This is a genomic window from Pectobacterium carotovorum, from assembly GCF_033898505.1.
Taxonomy (GTDB): Bacteria; Pseudomonadota; Gammaproteobacteria; order Enterobacterales; family Enterobacteriaceae; genus Pectobacterium; species Pectobacterium carotovorum_J.
The window spans coordinates 756,208-772,649 of record NZ_JAXAFK010000001.1 but is presented as its reverse complement, the minus strand read 5'-3'; the positions used below and the strand labels follow the sequence as shown (position 1 = coordinate 772,649).

Sequence of the window (16,442 nt, the reverse complement as noted above, 5' to 3'; positions counted from 1 at the left end):
TTTCGTCCATGACTCGGCGGCCTGACGTTGACTTCATTACCAAAAAGGGATTCATTTTGTCATTTTTAAACTAATCATTTAAAAACAATACAATAGGAAAAAATACCTCATTAGAGGTAGAGGAGATAACATTAAGGTAGGGTTTTTGACGGTAACCGTTAACGAAAATAGAAAATAAAATAAAACAGGCCACAACAAAATAAGAACAATAATTTAATCACTTTTAAAAACACCCCGTCATCCATTAACAACTTCGCCAAGGGATGCTTTAAACCGGAATTAATAAATTAAAATCACACTTAAATAACTAAATAAATCAGAAAAACATAATTATTGCGATCGCGATCTTTTATTTTCAGGAAAGAGGGCAAAGATAAAATTTAATAGATTTAGATCAAGAAAATAAATAACAACCCGTCCATATAGTACCCACAGTAAAAACTCACTTATTTTAATTCTATACCCTAAATAATTCGAGTTGCGTGAAGGCGGCAATCGCACGAATCCCCAGGAGCTTACACAAGTAAGTGACTGGGGTGAGTAAGGGCAGCCAACGCACAAGCAGCTTGAAGTATGACGGGTATCACTAATTAGTTCATCTTATAAAGCAATGCAATGGGGCTACTATGGACTTCATCATTCAATTAGTCATTGTCCTGATCTGCCTTTTTTACGGGGCAAGAAAAGGCGGGATCGCGCTGGGTTTATTAGGCGGGATTGGACTTGTTATTCTGGTCTTTATTTTTAAACTGCAACCGGGTAAACCTCCCGTTGACGTCATGCTGGTCATCATTGCCGTGGTGGCCGCATCGGCAACGCTTCAGGCATCAGGCGGGCTGGATGTCATGCTGCAAATCGCGGAGCGTATGCTGCGGCGTAACCCGAAATATGTTTCGATTATCGCACCGTTCGTCACCTGTATTCTGACGATCCTGTGTGGTACCGGCCACGTGGTGTATACCATCCTGCCAATTATTTATGATGTCGCCATCAAGAATAATATCCGCCCTGAAAGACCGATGGCCGCCAGTTCGATCGGCGCTCAGATGGGGATTATCGCCAGCCCGGTCTCTGTTGCGGTAGTGTCGCTGGTTGCCATGCTGGCTAACTTCACCTTCCAGGGTAAACATCTGGGATTCCTCGACCTGCTGTCTATTACTATCCCTTCTACCCTGTTGGGTATTCTGGCGATTGGGATTTTCAGCTGGTTCCGCGGCAAGGATTTGGACAAGGATGAAGATTTCCAGACATTCATCGCCGATCCAGAAAACAAACAGTATGTGTATGGCGATACCGCCACGCTGCTCGACAGAAAACTGCCGCGCAGTAACTGGATCGCCATGTGGATCTTTCTGGCAACCATCGCTGCGGTAGCGATTCTGGGTGCCGTTGAAGAACTGCGTCCGGTCTTTGCTGGCAAGCCGCTGTCGATGGTGCTGGTCATTCAGATGTTTATGCTACTGTCTGGTGCCATCATCATTATTGCGACCAAAACCAATCCGTCATCGATCTCAAAGAATGAAGTGTTCCGTTCAGGGATGATTGCCATCGTCGCGGTATACGGTATCGCCTGGATGGCGGAAACCATGTTCGGCGCGCATCTGGAAGAGATCAAAGGTACGCTCGGTTCATTGGTGAAAGTCTATCCCTGGGCCTACGCCATTATCCTGCTGATTGTGTCAAAGTTCGTGAACTCGCAGGCAGCAGCGCTGGCAGCCATTGTCCCCGTCGCGTTGGCAATCGGGGTGGATCCGGCGTATATCGTGGCATCCGCACCAGCCTGTTATGGTTACTACATTCTGCCGACCTACCCAAGCGATCTGGCGGCAATCCAGTTTGACCGCTCCGGCACCACAAAAATTGGTCGTTTCGTTATCAACCACAGCTTTATTCTGCCGGGACTCATTGGCGTAACCACCTCCTGTATCTTTGGCTGGGTGTTCGCTGCAATGTACGGCTTCCTATAATTCGATTCGCTATCCCTAAACGCCGCCCAGCAATGGGCGGCGAAGTGGCTGATAACCCCGAACGCACCAATCCCTCTCCGCTTTTTTCCAAATAAGCCTGCCAGACCCTATTTCGCTGCCATTCTGGTTATGCGAAATCTACCCATTCATAGCCAGAATTGTTCTTTTGCGGTGTTCTCTATCGCTGCTACAACTGATTTATCTTTTCCCACAGAGATGAGAGGTCGCGACCATGATTGCAATACAAGCGCCACAAACCTATCTGAATCGTGATGGCGTCATCCGTTCTGTCGGCGAATATGCAGCACCCTATGCCCGCACAATATTGATTATTACCAGCCCGCAGGCATGGAAAGTCACATCAGAAGCCGTCGAACAAAGCCTTAATGAATATGGCTTACGATATCAGGTCGAATTTTTGCCGGGCGATTGCACCAAACCCGCGATAGAAGCGCTGACGGCACAGGCGCGAACATTCGGTGCTGAACTGATTTTAGGCATTGGCGGCGGGCGCGTGCTGGATGTCGCCAAAGTCGTCGGCGACATTCTGGGACAGATTCCTGTCATTACCGTACCGACAATTGCCGCCACCTGCGCCGCCTGGTCATCCTTCAGCGTGATTTACAGCGATAGCGGCGCGTACAACGGTGCATTTTCGCTAACGCGTTTACCGGCGTGGGTGCTGGTAGACAGCGAGATCATTGCCCGTAGCCCTTCGCGCTATCTCAAAGCCGGTATCGTAGATGCGCTGGCAACCTGGTACGAATGTCAACCGTACCTGCGCCATGGCGACGGCGGGCTGGCGTTGGCACTTAAAGCGCAGACGGCACGGCTAGCCGTGGAGACATTGAATACCTATGGTGAGCAGGCCATCGCAGATAATAAGCAAGGTCTGGTCACACCTGCCCTGCGCAGCGCGATCGACGCCGTTATCGCACTAACGGGTTTGGCAAACAGCATAAAAGATGAAGTGCCACGTATCGGCGTTGCCCATGCCATTCACAACAGCATGACACGCCTGCCGGAACTGCATGACTGGTTGCATGGTGAGAAAGTAGGTTTTGGTCTGGCCGTGCAGGCGTTTCTGGAACACGATAGCGATGCCGATCGCGAAGAACTTTTCACCCTACTGCGCCGCTACGGCAGCCCGATAACGCTAAGTGCTCTCGGTCTGAACGAACGTCCACAGCTGATTGAAAACATCGCGCAGCACGTGAAAGTCGCACCAAAAATTGCCTCACGGCTGCCTTTCGCCACGGATGCTGAACGAATCCAACAGGCGCTGTGGCGCACGCAAACGTTAGAAACGGGTGTGATAAATAGCCACGCGGCCTAGTTGATAATCACCCTTCGAAATGGAAACGGGTGCATCGAATAACCGATGCACCCGTTTCTCTTTTTCTTTCCGGGATTACCCCTGTTGGGCAGGCTGCGTAGTGATTCCCTTTATTTCGCGCTCGTAGGCCTGCGCTTTTTTCTCATCGAACTGGTGTTCCCACTTGGCGATGACCAGTACCGCCAGTGCATTTCCTACTACGTTCAGCGCGGTACGCGCCATATCGAGGATACGGTCAACGCCCGCAATGAACGCCAGACCTTCCAACGGAATACCGACGCTACCCAACGTAGCCAGCAGCACGACAAATGACACGCCCGGTACGCCGGCAATGCCTTTGGACGTCAGCATCAGCGTCAGCACCAGCACGATTTCCTGCCCAATCGACAGTTCGATGCCGTACAGCTGCGCGATGAAGATCGCTGCAATACTCTGGTACAGCGTAGAGCCGTCGAGGTTAAAGGAGTAACCAGTCGGCACCACGAAACTGGTAATCGACTTCGGCGCGCCATAGGCTTCCATTTTTTCAATGATGCGCGGCAGCACGGTTTCGGAACTGGCGGTGGAGTATGCGAGGATCAGTTCATCTTTGAGGATACGAATCAAGATGGTGATACGCAGCTTACACAGTCGCGCAACGATACCGAGCACCACCAGCGCGAAGAAGAAAATCGCGGCGTACACCAGCATAACCAGCTTGGCCAGCGGCCACAGCGACGCAAAACCGAAGTTGGCAACCGTGACGGAAATCAGCGCAAACACCCCAACAGGCGCATAGCGCATAATCATGTGTGTCACTTTAAACATGGTTTCCGACACGCCGCGGAAGACGTTCAGCAACGGTTCACGGTGCTCTTTCGGCAACGAGGATAGCCCCAGACCAAACAGCACCGAGAAGAAGATAATCGGCAGCATGTCACCGTGCGCCATCGCCGCAAAGATATTCGGCGGGATCAGCGATAGCACCGTCCCCACCAGGCTGTGCGAACCGCTCTGCACCTGCTCGGTAGTCTTTTGATACTGCGAGATATCCACGGCGGTCAGCGTCGACATGTCGATACCGTGGCCCGGCTGGAAGATATTCGCCAGCGTGATACCAAGGATAATCGCCACCGTTGTGATGATTTCAAAGTAGAGAATGGTTTTGAAGCCGATACGTCCGAGCTTTTTGGCATCCCCTACGCCCGCAATCCCGACAATCAACGTGGCGATCACGATCGGGACAACGATCATTTTAATCAGGCGGATAAAGATGTCGCCGGCGGGACTAAGAATATTGCTGATGAGCCACTGGCGGCTTTCTTGCTGTTCATGCAGCACGGCACCGAGTGCAATACCCAGTACCAATGCGATAAGGATTTGCCAGGCAAGGCTGATTTTTTGTGTTTTCATCGTCATTTTCCGTTTTAAACTCCCCGCCATCACGAACATGGCGCTAGCGCGACTCCGGCGCAATGCGAACCGAAAAAATCAACGTGGAGGTGACTGACTATTGAGAAGGATGTCTGATGGATTACCCCGTCATACTTCAAGCTGCATGCGCGCTGTTCAAAACGCACACGTTTTGTCCTGCCACTCGAATGATTTAGGGTAAATTCTCTATTACGATACAAAAATCGTTAACATAATTATTCAATAAAAACGCACAAGCATTTGTATCACTTAACAAAAATTCAGACATAAGTTATTGTTATGGCAGGAATGCTACTATTGCAGCACGATCAGATCAAGCAGATTGTCGGCACGATAAACCATATTTATGCTGAATCGATCACAGAAAACGGCGGACGCTGCGGTACAAAAAATTGCAACGAAATCGAAAGGGAAAACCCTGCCCAGTCAGAAAAAACGCTGGCTGGGCATCGGGTTAGGAAACGATGCTGTTACTCAGATTTGGTAATCAATCACCGCTTCATCGTTATCCGAGAACACCTTATCTTTAATCTCATCCAGCGACAGTTCCGTGTTACACAGCTGAATGAATTTCCAGGCATAGTTACGCTGTAACTGACCCTTTTTTAACCCCAGCCAGACCGTATTCGCTTCAAACAAATGCTCGGCATTTAACCGCACCAACCCGGTATCGCGCGCGGGATCGTATGACATATCGGCCACAATCCCCACCCCGAGCCCCAGTTCAACATAGGTTTTAATCACATCCGAATCCTGCGCGCTCAACGTAATATCCGGCGACATCCCCACCGCCTGAAACGCACGATCCAAACGTGAGCGACCGGTAATTCCCTGGCGATAGGTAATCAACGGCTCCGCATTGAGCATCTCTAGCGTAATAACCCGCTCCTGGGTCAGCGGGTGATCCTCTGGCACAATGACGGAATGGTGCCAGCGATAGTAGGAGAACGCTGCCAGCGAGGGATCGTTAATCAACTGCTCACTGGCGATACCAATATCAGCTTCACCGGAATGGAGCATCGCCACGATCTCATCCGGTGTTCCCTGATTCAGCACCAGACGCACCTGCGGATACAGAGAGCGGAAGGCTTTAATCACGGGCGGCAGGCTGTAACGCGCTTGCGTATGCGTGGTCGCGATCACCAGCTGGCCGGTATCGTTATTGGTGAAAACATTCGCCAGCCGCCGGATATTGCTGGCGTCATTCAGAATGCGCTCCGCTACTACCAGCAGCTCTTTTCCCGGTTCGGTCATGCCTAACAGGCGTTTGCCACGACGAATGAAGATTTCAATCCCCAGCTCTTCTTCCAGCTCGCGGATGTGGCGGCTCACGCCGGATTGAGAGGTAAACAGCGTATTCGCCACCTCGGTCAGATTGTAATTGCACCGTGCTGATTCACGAATAATCTTCAGTTGCTGAAAGTTCACCTTTCACTCCCTTGTCCTTTATTACAGATAGCAATATTGATGCAAGTAATGAGAGCCAGAACAAATAAGCAAATGGAGTTGATTATATTTTTTTATACTAACGGTATGTCTGCCGCACAGCCTTACCTAACAAGAAATAGACATAAGCATAAAAATCAAATAGTTATATAAATTCATTTTTGTCACGCGCGTATCATCAATCAACCATTTCGCTATGATTTATGCCTTTCTGGTCTATTTATCCCAGCGCGTTTATTCCCTGTATTCACGCTTTCCGTATGCGCTAAATAAGACGTACCACTTCAAGCTGACGTGCTATCGTTGCTATGATGGCGGTCAAGATCAGAGACGAGGTGGCAGCATGCAGGGCGTACCGGAACAGTTTACCGATGAAAGAGACTATGCCCAGTTCCGGCATTTGCCGACGCTGCCCGGCATTGAGCTTTACCACGCGCACATCTGCCGTTATGCCTTTGAGCCGCACACGCATGAGGCGTTTGGCATCGGCACCATCGACGCTGGTGCTGAGCGATTCCGCTATCGTGGTGCCAAGCATATTGCGCCTGTCGATTCGTTAGTGTTGATGAACCCTGATGAGCTGCATACGGGGGAATCGGCGGCGGAAGACGGCTGGCGCTATCGCATGATCTACATCCCGCCCGATGTGCTGGAGAACGTCTCCGGCGAGAAAGGCTGGTGGTTTACCGATGTCGTGCGCCACGATCCGGCTACCGCACGCCGGCTAGCCAGGACGCTGGCCGCGTTGTGGCAGACGACCGATCCCTTGGCGAGCGAAAGCCTGCTGCTGTCGCTGATTGCGCTTTTCCGTCCTCACGCGCACATCGCGCAGCGTCAGAGGATTGAACCGCTGCACCGCTTTGATGTAGTGAAAGCCTATCTGCGGGAGAATTTCGCCCATTCCGTAACTTTAAAAGAGCTGGCGGCGCTGGTTTCTCTGAGTCCGTATCATTTCCTGCGCCAGTTTAAAGCCCAGTTTCACGTCACGCCGCACCAGATGCTGATGGCAATTCGGCTGTATGAGGCGAAACAGATGCTGACGCGCGGTATGGCTGCGGCTCATGTCGCCGTCGCCGTTGGGCTAACCGATCAGGCACATCTGACCCGCACCTTCGCTCAGCGCTATGGTGTCACACCCATTCGCTACCAAAAGCAGGTGTATCCAGTTCGGCGCTAACGCTTTCAGCACGCATGCTTTCACCGTTCCCCCGCCGATGACAAACAGCAATATCCTACAATAATTTGCCGTTGACTCTCCCTAGACTGGCGCGATGCACTATTGTGAACAAACGGGTTTATTATGCTGATAGGTGTTTTATTTGCGCTTGCCGCCGGGCTCATGTGGGGGCTAATTTTCGTTGGACCGTTGATCGTACCGGACTACTCTGCTGCCTTGCAGTCCACCGGACGCTATCTGGCTTTTGGACTGATTGCCTTACCGCTGGCGTGGCTCGATCGCCGTCGTCTGCGCCAGTTAACCCGCCGCGACTGGCTGGAAGCCACGAAGCTCACGATTATCGGCAACCTGCTGTACTACTTCCTGCTCGCCAGCGCCATCCAACGTACGGGCGCGCCAATCTCGACGATGATTATCGGCACCCTGCCCGTTGTAATTTCCGTCACCGCCAATGTGCTGTACAGCAAGCACGATGGCCGCGTGGCGTGGCGTCGACTGCTGCCCTCGCTGCTGCTGATTGCGGCGGGGTTGGTTTGCGTCAATATTGCGGAGCTGAAAGGAACCTCCGTCGAATTCGATTTATGGCGTTACGCCAGCGGGATTGCGATGGCATTTCTCGCTGTGGTTTGCTGGACCTGGTATCCGCTGCGCAACGCCCGCTGGCTACGCGACCACAAAGGCAATACGCCGACCACCTGGGCCACGGCGCAGGGGCTGGTGACGCTACCGCTGGCGCTATTGGGCTATATGCTGGTGTGCGGTCATTTGGCGCTAACGGACAGTACCTTTACGCAGCCGTTCGGCCCACGACCCGAGGTTTTCATTCCACTGATGATTGCGATTGGGTTGTTTTGCTCATGGATCGGCACGCTGTGCTGGAATGAAGCCAGCCAGCGCCTGCCGACGGTGCTGGTAGGGCCGCTGATTGTGTTTGAAACGCTGGCGGGACTGGCCTATGCCTTCCTTATCCGGCAGTCCTGGCCGCCGCTGCTGACGCTCTGCGGCATCACCTGCCTGATTATCGGCGTAATCTACGCGATGCGGGTGAAACCGGAACCTGTGATTGTGGAAGTTCAGGTGCCGATTTCACGGACTGAGTGAAAGCGGGTGAGGAAATAAGACAAGCCGGTCTTTATGTCCGGCTTGCCAGCTTTTGAAACAGTGCGGTCAGTTGCGCTTCATCGCGCGCGCCCTGATGCTGGTCGGTCACCTTGCCGTTGGCATCAATAATGAATGAGGTTGGCGTGCCGCTGACCTGATAGCGCTCTTTGGTGATGCCCAACTGGTCACGCACCACCGGATAGGTCACCTTGTGGTGCGCCAGCATCGAGGTGATATCCACGCCGTCAGGATCGGTATTAACCGCAACCACCACGACTTTATCGCCATACTCCTGGCTCAGCTTCTCCAGCGCGCCCATTTCCACCATGCAACCGCCACAGCCCGATGACCAGAAATTCAGGTACACGCTTTTCCCCTGCCAGCGCGACAGATCCACCTGTTGGCCAGCTAGATCGTAAGCCGCCAGCGCTGGTGCCTGCGCCCCAACGCTAACCTGTTCTTCCTTACAGCCGCTCAGCGCTATTACGCCCAGCAGACAGAGTGCGGTAATCCCGTTACGCCATTTCATGATGATTCACCTCTTCACCAAAATACTTGCCGTGTTGCAGGCGGATAATACGGTCAGCAAACCGCCCCAGCTCAGGATTGTGCGTCACCATCACGATAGTGCGCCCCTGCCGATGCAGATCTTGCAGCAGATCCAGCACCCGCCGTTCGTTCTCTTCATCCAGATTTCCCGTCGGTTCATCGGCGAAAATCACGGGAGGTTCATTCACCAACGCACGGGCAATACACACACGCTGCTGTTCACCGCCGGAAAGCTGGCTCGGTAAATGATTCACGCGATGCACCAGACCAACCTGCTCCAGCACGCGCTGCGCTGCCGCTTCATCCACCACGCTGTGGTAATGCTGCGCCAGCATCACGTTCTCCAGCGCGGTCAAAAACGGAATCAGGTGGAACTGCTGAAAGACCAACCCAATCTTATCGGCACGAAACTGACGCCGCCCTTCCTCATCCAGCGCGGCCGCATCGACGCCATCCAGCAGTACCTGCCCTTCGCTCACCGTATCCAGACAGGTGAGAATATTCATCAGCGTGGTTTTACCCGAACCGGACGCGCCCATGATGGCGACAAACTCGCCGCGCGCGATGCGAATATTGATGTTCTCCAGCGCGGTAACCTGACCAAAGCGTTTATAGAGCTGGCGAGTTTCAATCACCGCCTCCGCGGCCTGTGCCCTTTCCTGCACGTTCACCTCTACAGACATCGACCTACTCTCCTTTCAAGACTTTGGCCGGTTCAACATAAATCGCCCGCCGGGTAGGAACCACCGCCGCGACCGCAGCAACCAGCAAGGATAGCCCCAACGTGAGCGGGAATACCGGTAAACGCAGCGAAATTGTTGCGTTGAAGACGGCCATCCCCAGCACCTGAGCCAGCAAATAGCCTAGCAGCGAACCGCACACCACGGCCGCCAGCGCGATGATGCCGGTTTCCGCCAGCATCTGCCGAATGATGTCTCGCCCGCTCGCGCCCAGCGCTTTCTGTAGCGCAAATTCGCGCGCGCGTTCCCCGACAATTGCCATCAACGTGGTGTTTACACACAGCGAAGACAGCACAAGGATCACCGCCGATACCAGCCCCATCAGCCCTTTGATTTTATTCAGCACCTGACCTTCCGACGCCGACACTTTCAGGATCGGACGGATCTCCAACTGCGGATACTGCTGCTGGAGTTGGGCGGCGAAGCGATCAACCTGTCCCAGATCGTTGCTGACGCTCAGCAGCGCATTACTGATCGCGCCTTCTTTATCCAGCCACTTCTGCGCCAACTCCAGATTGACGATCAGCATGTTGTCCGTCGCATCGCCGGATTCCACGATGCCTTTAATCTGCAAGCGCTGCTTCCCGCCGTCACCCACCAGCGTGATACTGTCGCCAACTTTGACGTTCAGTCGCTCCGCCAGCTTCACTCCGATCATCGCGTTACGGTCATCGAAGCTCACGCCAATCCAGTTACCCGTGACCTGCCAGTACGGCGCCAGCTGCCGCAACGACTCGAACCACACGCCCATCAGCACCACTTTTTCCAGCTCCGTACGTGCCATGCCGTACAGATAAGGGCTGGATGCATTGATTAACCCAGCTGGTGCATTGTCGATAATCGGCTGAAACGTACTCTGTGGAATCGTATTGCCCCGCGCCGGGCCAATATAAAAATTCGCGCCGAAGGTGCGCAGTTCCTGACTCATCTTGGCGTTGATATCAAAATAGACGGCGGACATCGCCGTCACAATCGCCGCCCCGACCATCAGCGCCGCGAACACCACGCTGACGCGCTGCATACGCAGCCGTAGCGCACGGAACACCAGTCGCCAGAACATGCTGTTCATCCAGCCATTAGCGCCCATACAGCACCTCCACCGGATACAGTCCGGCAATCCGACGCGCCGGGAACCACGTTCCGATGATGGCAATCAACACCGAGATCACCAGTACGCAGGGAATCACGATCCACGCGAAGCTCAACGGTACGCCGAACAGCATCAGGCCAATGGCTTTCGCCAGCCCCCAGCCCGCGACACAGCCCGCGATCCCACCCGCCAGCCCACTCAGCGCCGCTTCGAGATAAAACAGCAGCATAATCTGCCACTGGCGGGCCCCCAGCGCTTTCATCAGCCCGATCTCTTTGGCACGTTCCATAATCGTGCTGGTCATCAGCGAGGCGATTCCCATCGCAGAAGCGACCAGCGCGGCAAACGTCACCACCGCCAGAAGCAGTTGGATCTTGTCGATCACCACGCCTTCCGAGGCGGCTACCTGCCAGATAGGACGCACCACCGAGCCAGAAATGGCTTCTTCCAACTGGTGTGCAATCGAAGAGACATACGCGGTGCAGTACCAGAGGTCATACTCTTCGGCATTCAGCGCTTCCAGATTTTCCCGCGCCCGCCGCGACAGTTCGTTTTCCGGCACGGTTAGCGCCGATACGCGAATCGCCTGAATTTTACCGGCCAGCCCCAGCAGCGATTGCACCGTTGCCAGCGGCATGACCAGACGGCTTTCTTCATCACTACCGCTGCTCAGAATGCCGCTCACTTCTACCGTTGCCTCCCCTTTCGGGCCGTGCAGCGCGAGTTTATCCCCGACTTTCCAGCCCGTTTGCGCCGCCAGCTGTTTTCCCACCAGCGCCTGCGCCACATGTTCTGCCGCCACCGGTTCCTGCGGCCACTGCCCCGCCACCTGCCAGTAAGGGCTAACGGTCATTTGTCCCGTGCGATAGTCTTCTTCATCCGGCACGGCGACAGGCTGAGAAAAGAAGGTGCCCAGCACGGCAACCGGCTGTCCATTGATCTCAACATCACCGCTTAATAGCGGCGCAAAGCCGACAATGTTATTGCGCCAGAAGATATCTTTGATGTTCGGCAACTCGGCTTCATCGAGGAAATCCTGCCCTTCCAGCGGATTACTGCGTTCGCCAAACAGCGCAGGCAGCGCCGCTTGCCCTGCTGGCTCAATCAGAATATTCGCCCCGTAGGACTTCAGCTCGCGCGCCATTTTGTCGCCGATGTCGATGGACACCGCCAGCAGCGCGGAGATCAACCCCGCCGCCAAAAACACGGTCAGCACCGCCAGCGATTTACGCCGAATATTTCTGCGCCAGGACTGACGTAACAGTCGCCACAGCATGATTATTCCCCCTCAGCCTGCTCGCCAGCCGCCGCTTTGGCAGTGGCAAATTTCGCGGGACTTTCGCGGAAGCGGTTATAGTTGGCCTCCGACGAGAAGAAGTACGTTTTACCGCCGTAGCGATATTTATGTTCCGCATTCACGTTGGTCAGTTTGGAACCATCAACCGGGTCGATGACTTCCATCGATACCACCGTCGAGAAGTAGTTAGTGCCTGCCGCCAGTGATGCTCGTCCAATCACCAGTTCATTATCGTCGTTGCTCCACCCTTCAATCGGCACCGGATTACAGCCGCCCGCTTTTCCGATAGAAGGAATGAAGATATGCACGCCGCAGGCGACGCAAATCACCTGATTGCCTTCCATCACGTAGCCCTGATCGCCGCACAGCAGGCAGGCATCAAACACCACACCCAGACGCAGGCGATCGGGATAGCGGTTAATAATGAAAAAGCGCACGGCCTTGCCGTCATCGGCAATCCACACAAAACGGTGCAACTTGCCATCACGCACCTGCTCAATCGGAATATGCACTTTGCCATCGGCCGCCAGCGTCACTGGCTGTGCTTCCGACAGACGAGGCGGCTGTGACGCGACCTTGTCCCAATAGAGCTGGGCCAACACCACCACTAGCAGCGCCGTGACTGTCGCCAGCAGCGTACGGCGCACCGTGCGATAGCCTGCCGTCGCTTTACGCTTTTCAATCGCTTCATGCTCAGCCAGCATCTGGCGACGCGCATGCAGCAGCGGCCAAGCCAGCCCCACGGCCAGCGCCGTCATAAATAATGCACTGAGGTAATTCAATAAATGCGCGCTGTTGGTGACGTGCGCCACGTAACTCAGACGCGGCTTGGTCAGCCCCAGCACCTGTAATTTCATCAACAGCAGCAGTAGGTTGCCGCTTATAGGCAGCAGCAGAAGTGCGACCAACAGCGCAAGAAGCGGCCAGCGCAGTAAGCGAATGCGGCGCACGATCATGCCGCACAGCGCGGCACAGAACAGCAGCCAGCCAAACGCCAGCACCACGGCGCTAAAATTCAGCAGCAGATCGGTATTCACCACATGGGTGGTCGTCAGCGCGGTCAGATTAGGATCGCTGCCCCAATGCACCGCCGCTCCCGCCACCAGCAGCGCCTGCCACAGGTAGCCAAGACGCGGGTGGGAAAAATACTGACAGACCAGAAACAGGATCAAGGCAAGCGCCTGAAGCGCCGTAAAGCCCAGCAGAAACGCCTGTCCGTTAGGAAAATGCACGCCAATAAACGTACCGGCGAACAGCGCCAGCAGCGTGATCCAACCCAGCGGCCTGATTGTCGGCGTAGAACGATGGCTCCAGTTCAACCCCAGCAATAGCGCGATCGGCAGGAAGGATTGGAGGGTCGTGATAAAGAAATAACTCATATACTCTTCATACTTCAAGTTGCATGTGCGTTGGCTGCGCTACTCGGCGCACTCACGTGTGCCTCGCCCCCTTGGGGCCGCTGCAAGCAGCGTTCAAATCTGCCTCTGGCAGATTTGTCAGTCGCCCGAATCACTGACCAGAAGTGCATTAGCTGAGCGTGATGCCGGGTGGCATCAGTACTCTGACCGAAAAATCACCACCTCTGCGGGCAGCGATAGCGTACCCGCAGAAGCGTGAATATGACCGCGACAGAACATCGCGGACAGAAGATCTTATTCTAAGCCGACGTATTTGAAGTCAAAGCTGACATCAAACGGTTTCCACCAGCGGCCTACACCCGTTTCACCATCGGTGTGACGGTGCATACCGGCTTTTGATGGCGGTTCGATGTGGTACGTCACTTTATAGTTACCCACGCCCATCATTTTGATGTTCGCGCCGTAGTGCGGGCCATCGCTGGCAACCATTGGCATGAAAGTGCCTTCCTGCTTCGCACCGGTATCGGTGTTAGTCAGGGTGTAAGCAATGGTCAGGAACGGCATCCACTCACCGGCGCCGAAACCATTTTTGTTACCTTCAGCAGCATGAATATCGGCTTCCAGGTGGATATCAGCTTTCGCAGCAGGCAGACCCATTCCACGGGGTTCCATGTCGATAGGCTGCAGATAAACGGCAGCGATCTCCATTTCGTTCATGGAAACCGGCTCACCCGCTGGATACTCTTTAAACGCCAGCGCGACAGGCGCGGTGAAAATACCGGCAATAACGGCACCCGCGATCAGACTTTTTTGCATATTCATCAAACCCATCCTCATCTCAGTCGTCCCTCTTCGCTTAATCCGCTAAGCGATTGGGGTTGTTATGGTTATTTGCTGCTCTTATTGCTTTCAGTATTAAATTAACGTCGAATGCTTTCTTTCTCAGACGGCAGACGCCCTGCGCCGCATCACCCACAGGGCAATGAACGCCGCGACAACCAGCACGCCTTGTGGAATCAGCGTTTCCACATAAGGATAAATACCCAACCCGCTGATTTCCGGTACGCCAGTCAGCAGCGTCGGCTCAAACAGTTTGCCTTCGATCAGTTCCAACACGCCCTTACCCGCAAACACAAACGCCATCAGGTACATAAAGCAGCCGGTAAACATGAAGAACGGCTTAAGCGGCAGTTTGACAATGGTGTAGCGCATCACGAGATAAGCGATGAGCAAAATCACACAGCCAATGGCAAATCCGGCCAGAATGGAGAGGTGACCCGCCATGTTGCTGGCATCACCGACCAGAGCGTAATAGAACAGCACCGTTTCCGCGCCTTCGCGGTACACCGCCAGAAAGCTGGTCAGCCACAGGCCAATCATGGAACCGCTGCTCAGCGAATGGGACAGCTTGCCTTCCAGATAGGCCTTCCAGTGTCGTGCCTCTACTTTGGACAACAGCCAGTAGCTCATGAAGAACAGCATCACCACGGCGATCAGCATCGTAATGCCTTCCAGCAACTCACGGCTGGCACCGGAATTGGTGAACAAGAGCTGGAAGATGACAGCGGTAATCACGCTACACAGCAGCGCGACGTAAACCGACTGGCGAATCAGCGGCAGCTTGTCCTGCTGGTTGTTTTTCACCAGATAGGCCACGATCGCCGCCACAATCAGCAAGGCTTCCAAACCTTCGCGCACAATAATCAGCAGGCTGTAGATCAACAGACTCCAGTGCGTTTCACCGCCGTCTCCCAGCATGGTGACCGCCTTCGCCAGTTCCTGCTGTAACGCCTCGGCCTGCCCTTGCAGCTGTTCCGCAGGCTGTTTGGCATTCATCAGGCTCACCAGACGAGTGAAATAGCCTTCCAGCGTAGATTTGAACGCCGCATCACGAGAACCAATTTTGTTCTCCATGCCAGTGGCTTCAAACAGATCGAAATAGGTGTCCTGCACCGCCATGATGGCAGGTTTGACCTGACCCTGACGGTACTGCGCAATCGCGGCAGCAATGGCCTGATTAATATCGTCGGCGACTTTCGCCCAGTTTGCGTCCGGCACGGCACCCGTATCGGCACTCGCGGCAGGTGTTGCCGTCGCCTGCTGGCTGTCGCGCGTTGTCGGCAATCCCGGTAAGACATCCTCGATGTCCTGTAACAGCGTGGTCACCCGATAGGCGACGTCTGTCAGTTGGTCGGGCTGGCCAGCTAACGTAATCAGGGCGGAGAATTGTTGATTAATGGAAGCGGCCTGCTGCGCCGAGCGATTCTGCCTGACCGACATCTCCATTTCAGAGTTTTTAAACCCCTGATAGTGAGCCTGCTGTACGCTCTGACTGGCCTTTTTGTAATCACCGGCCTGATATTCCGTCACGGCCAGCGCGAGCTGGTCATCGATGATTTTAAAACTCTGCTGCCAGTACGGTGCGATATCAGTGTTGTCATAAGCACCGTGCTGCTCCTGTGCAACCAGCTTGTGGCCTTCTGAGAGCACGGGCAGAACGGCATCCAGTTCGCCCTTCAGCCATGAAATTTTTTCCAGTACCTCGGCCTGCGGCTTTCCTTCGCCAATCATGCGGCGAATTTCACCGAACGTGGCCTCTAGCTGATAGCTTTTTTGCGCGGAAATGTTGATGCGGATAGGGCCTTCAAGGTTTTCAAACACCTCGAAATAGGCCATCTGAACTTCGGTGCGGGCATCATCCGGCTTTTTCTGCTCATAGAGCTGAGCCGTTTTATCCAGCCGGGTTTCGATATCCTGAATGAATGAAGCGTAATCGGTCGCGGCAACTGCCACTGAACAACTCAACAGCCAACACAGCAACAGAAGCGTTTTTTGCCAGATAGACATAAGCGTGTAATGAAGCACAAATGATATTTATTCTTATTATCACTTTGAAGCCGCCATCTGTCTTGATTTACGTCACGAAAATATAAGCAATAAAGACTTTAGTGTGTAACAAATGATTTCA

Annotated in this window: 13 protein-coding genes; 4 read left to right on the top strand and 9 right to left on the bottom strand. The window is 54.0% G+C overall.

Features of this window, described 5'->3' with window-relative positions; all coding sequences use genetic code 11:
- Positions 1–626: 626 nt before the first annotated feature.
- Together R9X49_RS03295 and R9X49_RS03290 are read left to right on the top strand one after the other, a co-directional pair.
- Positions 627–1,967, top strand: coding sequence for an anaerobic C4-dicarboxylate transporter (locus tag R9X49_RS03295; protein ID WP_319847201.1), 1,341 nt, complete (start codon positions 627–629; stop codon positions 1,965–1,967).
- A 232-nt stretch (positions 1,968–2,199) separates the two neighbouring features.
- Positions 2,200–3,303, top strand: coding sequence for an iron-containing alcohol dehydrogenase family protein (locus tag R9X49_RS03290; RefSeq protein WP_319847200.1), 1,104 nt, complete (start codon positions 2,200–2,202; stop codon positions 3,301–3,303).
- A gap of 75 nt (positions 3,304–3,378) precedes the next feature.
- On the opposite strand, the gene gltP is transcribed toward R9X49_RS03290, so the two are convergent.
- Both gltP and cbl read right to left on the bottom strand, forming a co-directional pair.
- Positions 3,379–4,695, bottom strand: a complete 1,317-nt coding sequence (gltP, locus tag R9X49_RS03285) for a glutamate/aspartate:proton symporter GltP (protein WP_319847199.1) — start codon at positions 4,693–4,695, stop codon at positions 3,379–3,381.
- 495 nt (positions 4,696–5,190) lie between these two features.
- Entirely contained in the window at positions 5,191–6,144 is a 954-nt protein-coding gene (cbl, locus tag R9X49_RS03280) for an HTH-type transcriptional regulator Cbl (protein ID WP_015839666.1), read from the bottom strand.
- 361 nt (positions 6,145–6,505) lie between these two features.
- On the opposite strand from cbl, the gene R9X49_RS03275 reads away from it, so the two are divergent.
- Complete coding sequence (locus R9X49_RS03275; RefSeq protein WP_319847198.1) at positions 6,506–7,339, top strand: AraC family transcriptional regulator; 834 nt, start codon at positions 6,506–6,508, stop codon at positions 7,337–7,339.
- A gap of 123 nt (positions 7,340–7,462) precedes the next feature.
- Entirely contained in the window at positions 7,463–8,440 is a 978-nt protein-coding gene (locus R9X49_RS03270) for a DMT family transporter (protein WP_319847197.1), read from the top strand.
- Positions 8,441–8,471: 31 nt separating this feature from the next.
- Here R9X49_RS03270 and R9X49_RS03265 read toward each other — a convergent pair whose 3' ends face one another.
- The 7 genes from R9X49_RS03265 to R9X49_RS03235 all read right to left on the bottom strand — a co-directional run bounded on the left by R9X49_RS03265 (position 8,472) and on the right by R9X49_RS03235 (position 16,321).
- Positions 8,472–8,969, bottom strand: a complete 498-nt coding sequence (locus R9X49_RS03265; protein WP_319847196.1) for a TlpA disulfide reductase family protein — start codon at positions 8,967–8,969, stop codon at positions 8,472–8,474.
- Positions 8,956–9,672, bottom strand: a complete 717-nt coding sequence (locus R9X49_RS03260) for an ABC transporter ATP-binding protein (protein ID WP_319847195.1) — start codon at positions 9,670–9,672, stop codon at positions 8,956–8,958. Before R9X49_RS03260 ends, R9X49_RS03265 begins: the two co-directional genes overlap by 14 nt.
- 4 nt (positions 9,673–9,676) lie before the next feature.
- A complete protein-coding gene (locus R9X49_RS03255; RefSeq protein WP_039506740.1) occupies positions 9,677–10,816 on the bottom strand; it encodes an ABC transporter permease in 1,140 nt (379 codons plus the stop codon).
- Positions 10,806–12,095, bottom strand: a complete 1,290-nt coding sequence (locus tag R9X49_RS03250) for an ABC transporter permease (RefSeq protein ID WP_319847194.1) — start codon at positions 12,093–12,095, stop codon at positions 10,806–10,808. Before R9X49_RS03250 ends, R9X49_RS03255 begins: the two co-directional genes overlap by 11 nt.
- Before the next feature lie 2 nt (positions 12,096–12,097).
- Positions 12,098–13,495 (bottom strand): Fe-S-containing protein, encoded by a 1,398-nt coding sequence (locus tag R9X49_RS03245; RefSeq protein WP_319847193.1) that lies wholly within the window; start codon positions 13,493–13,495, stop codon positions 12,098–12,100.
- Positions 13,496–13,768: 273 nt separating this feature from the next.
- Positions 13,769–14,296 carry an iron transporter gene (locus R9X49_RS03240; RefSeq protein WP_319847192.1) on the bottom strand — a complete coding sequence of 176 codons (528 nt, stop codon included), beginning with the start codon at positions 14,294–14,296 and terminating at the stop codon, positions 13,769–13,771.
- A 120-nt stretch (positions 14,297–14,416) separates the two neighbouring features.
- The gene (locus tag R9X49_RS03235) at positions 14,417–16,321 is read right to left on the bottom strand and encodes an FTR1 family protein (protein ID WP_319848569.1); all 1,905 of its coding nucleotides are present in this window, start codon (positions 16,319–16,321) and stop codon (positions 14,417–14,419) included.
- Positions 16,322–16,442 lie beyond the last annotated feature (121 nt).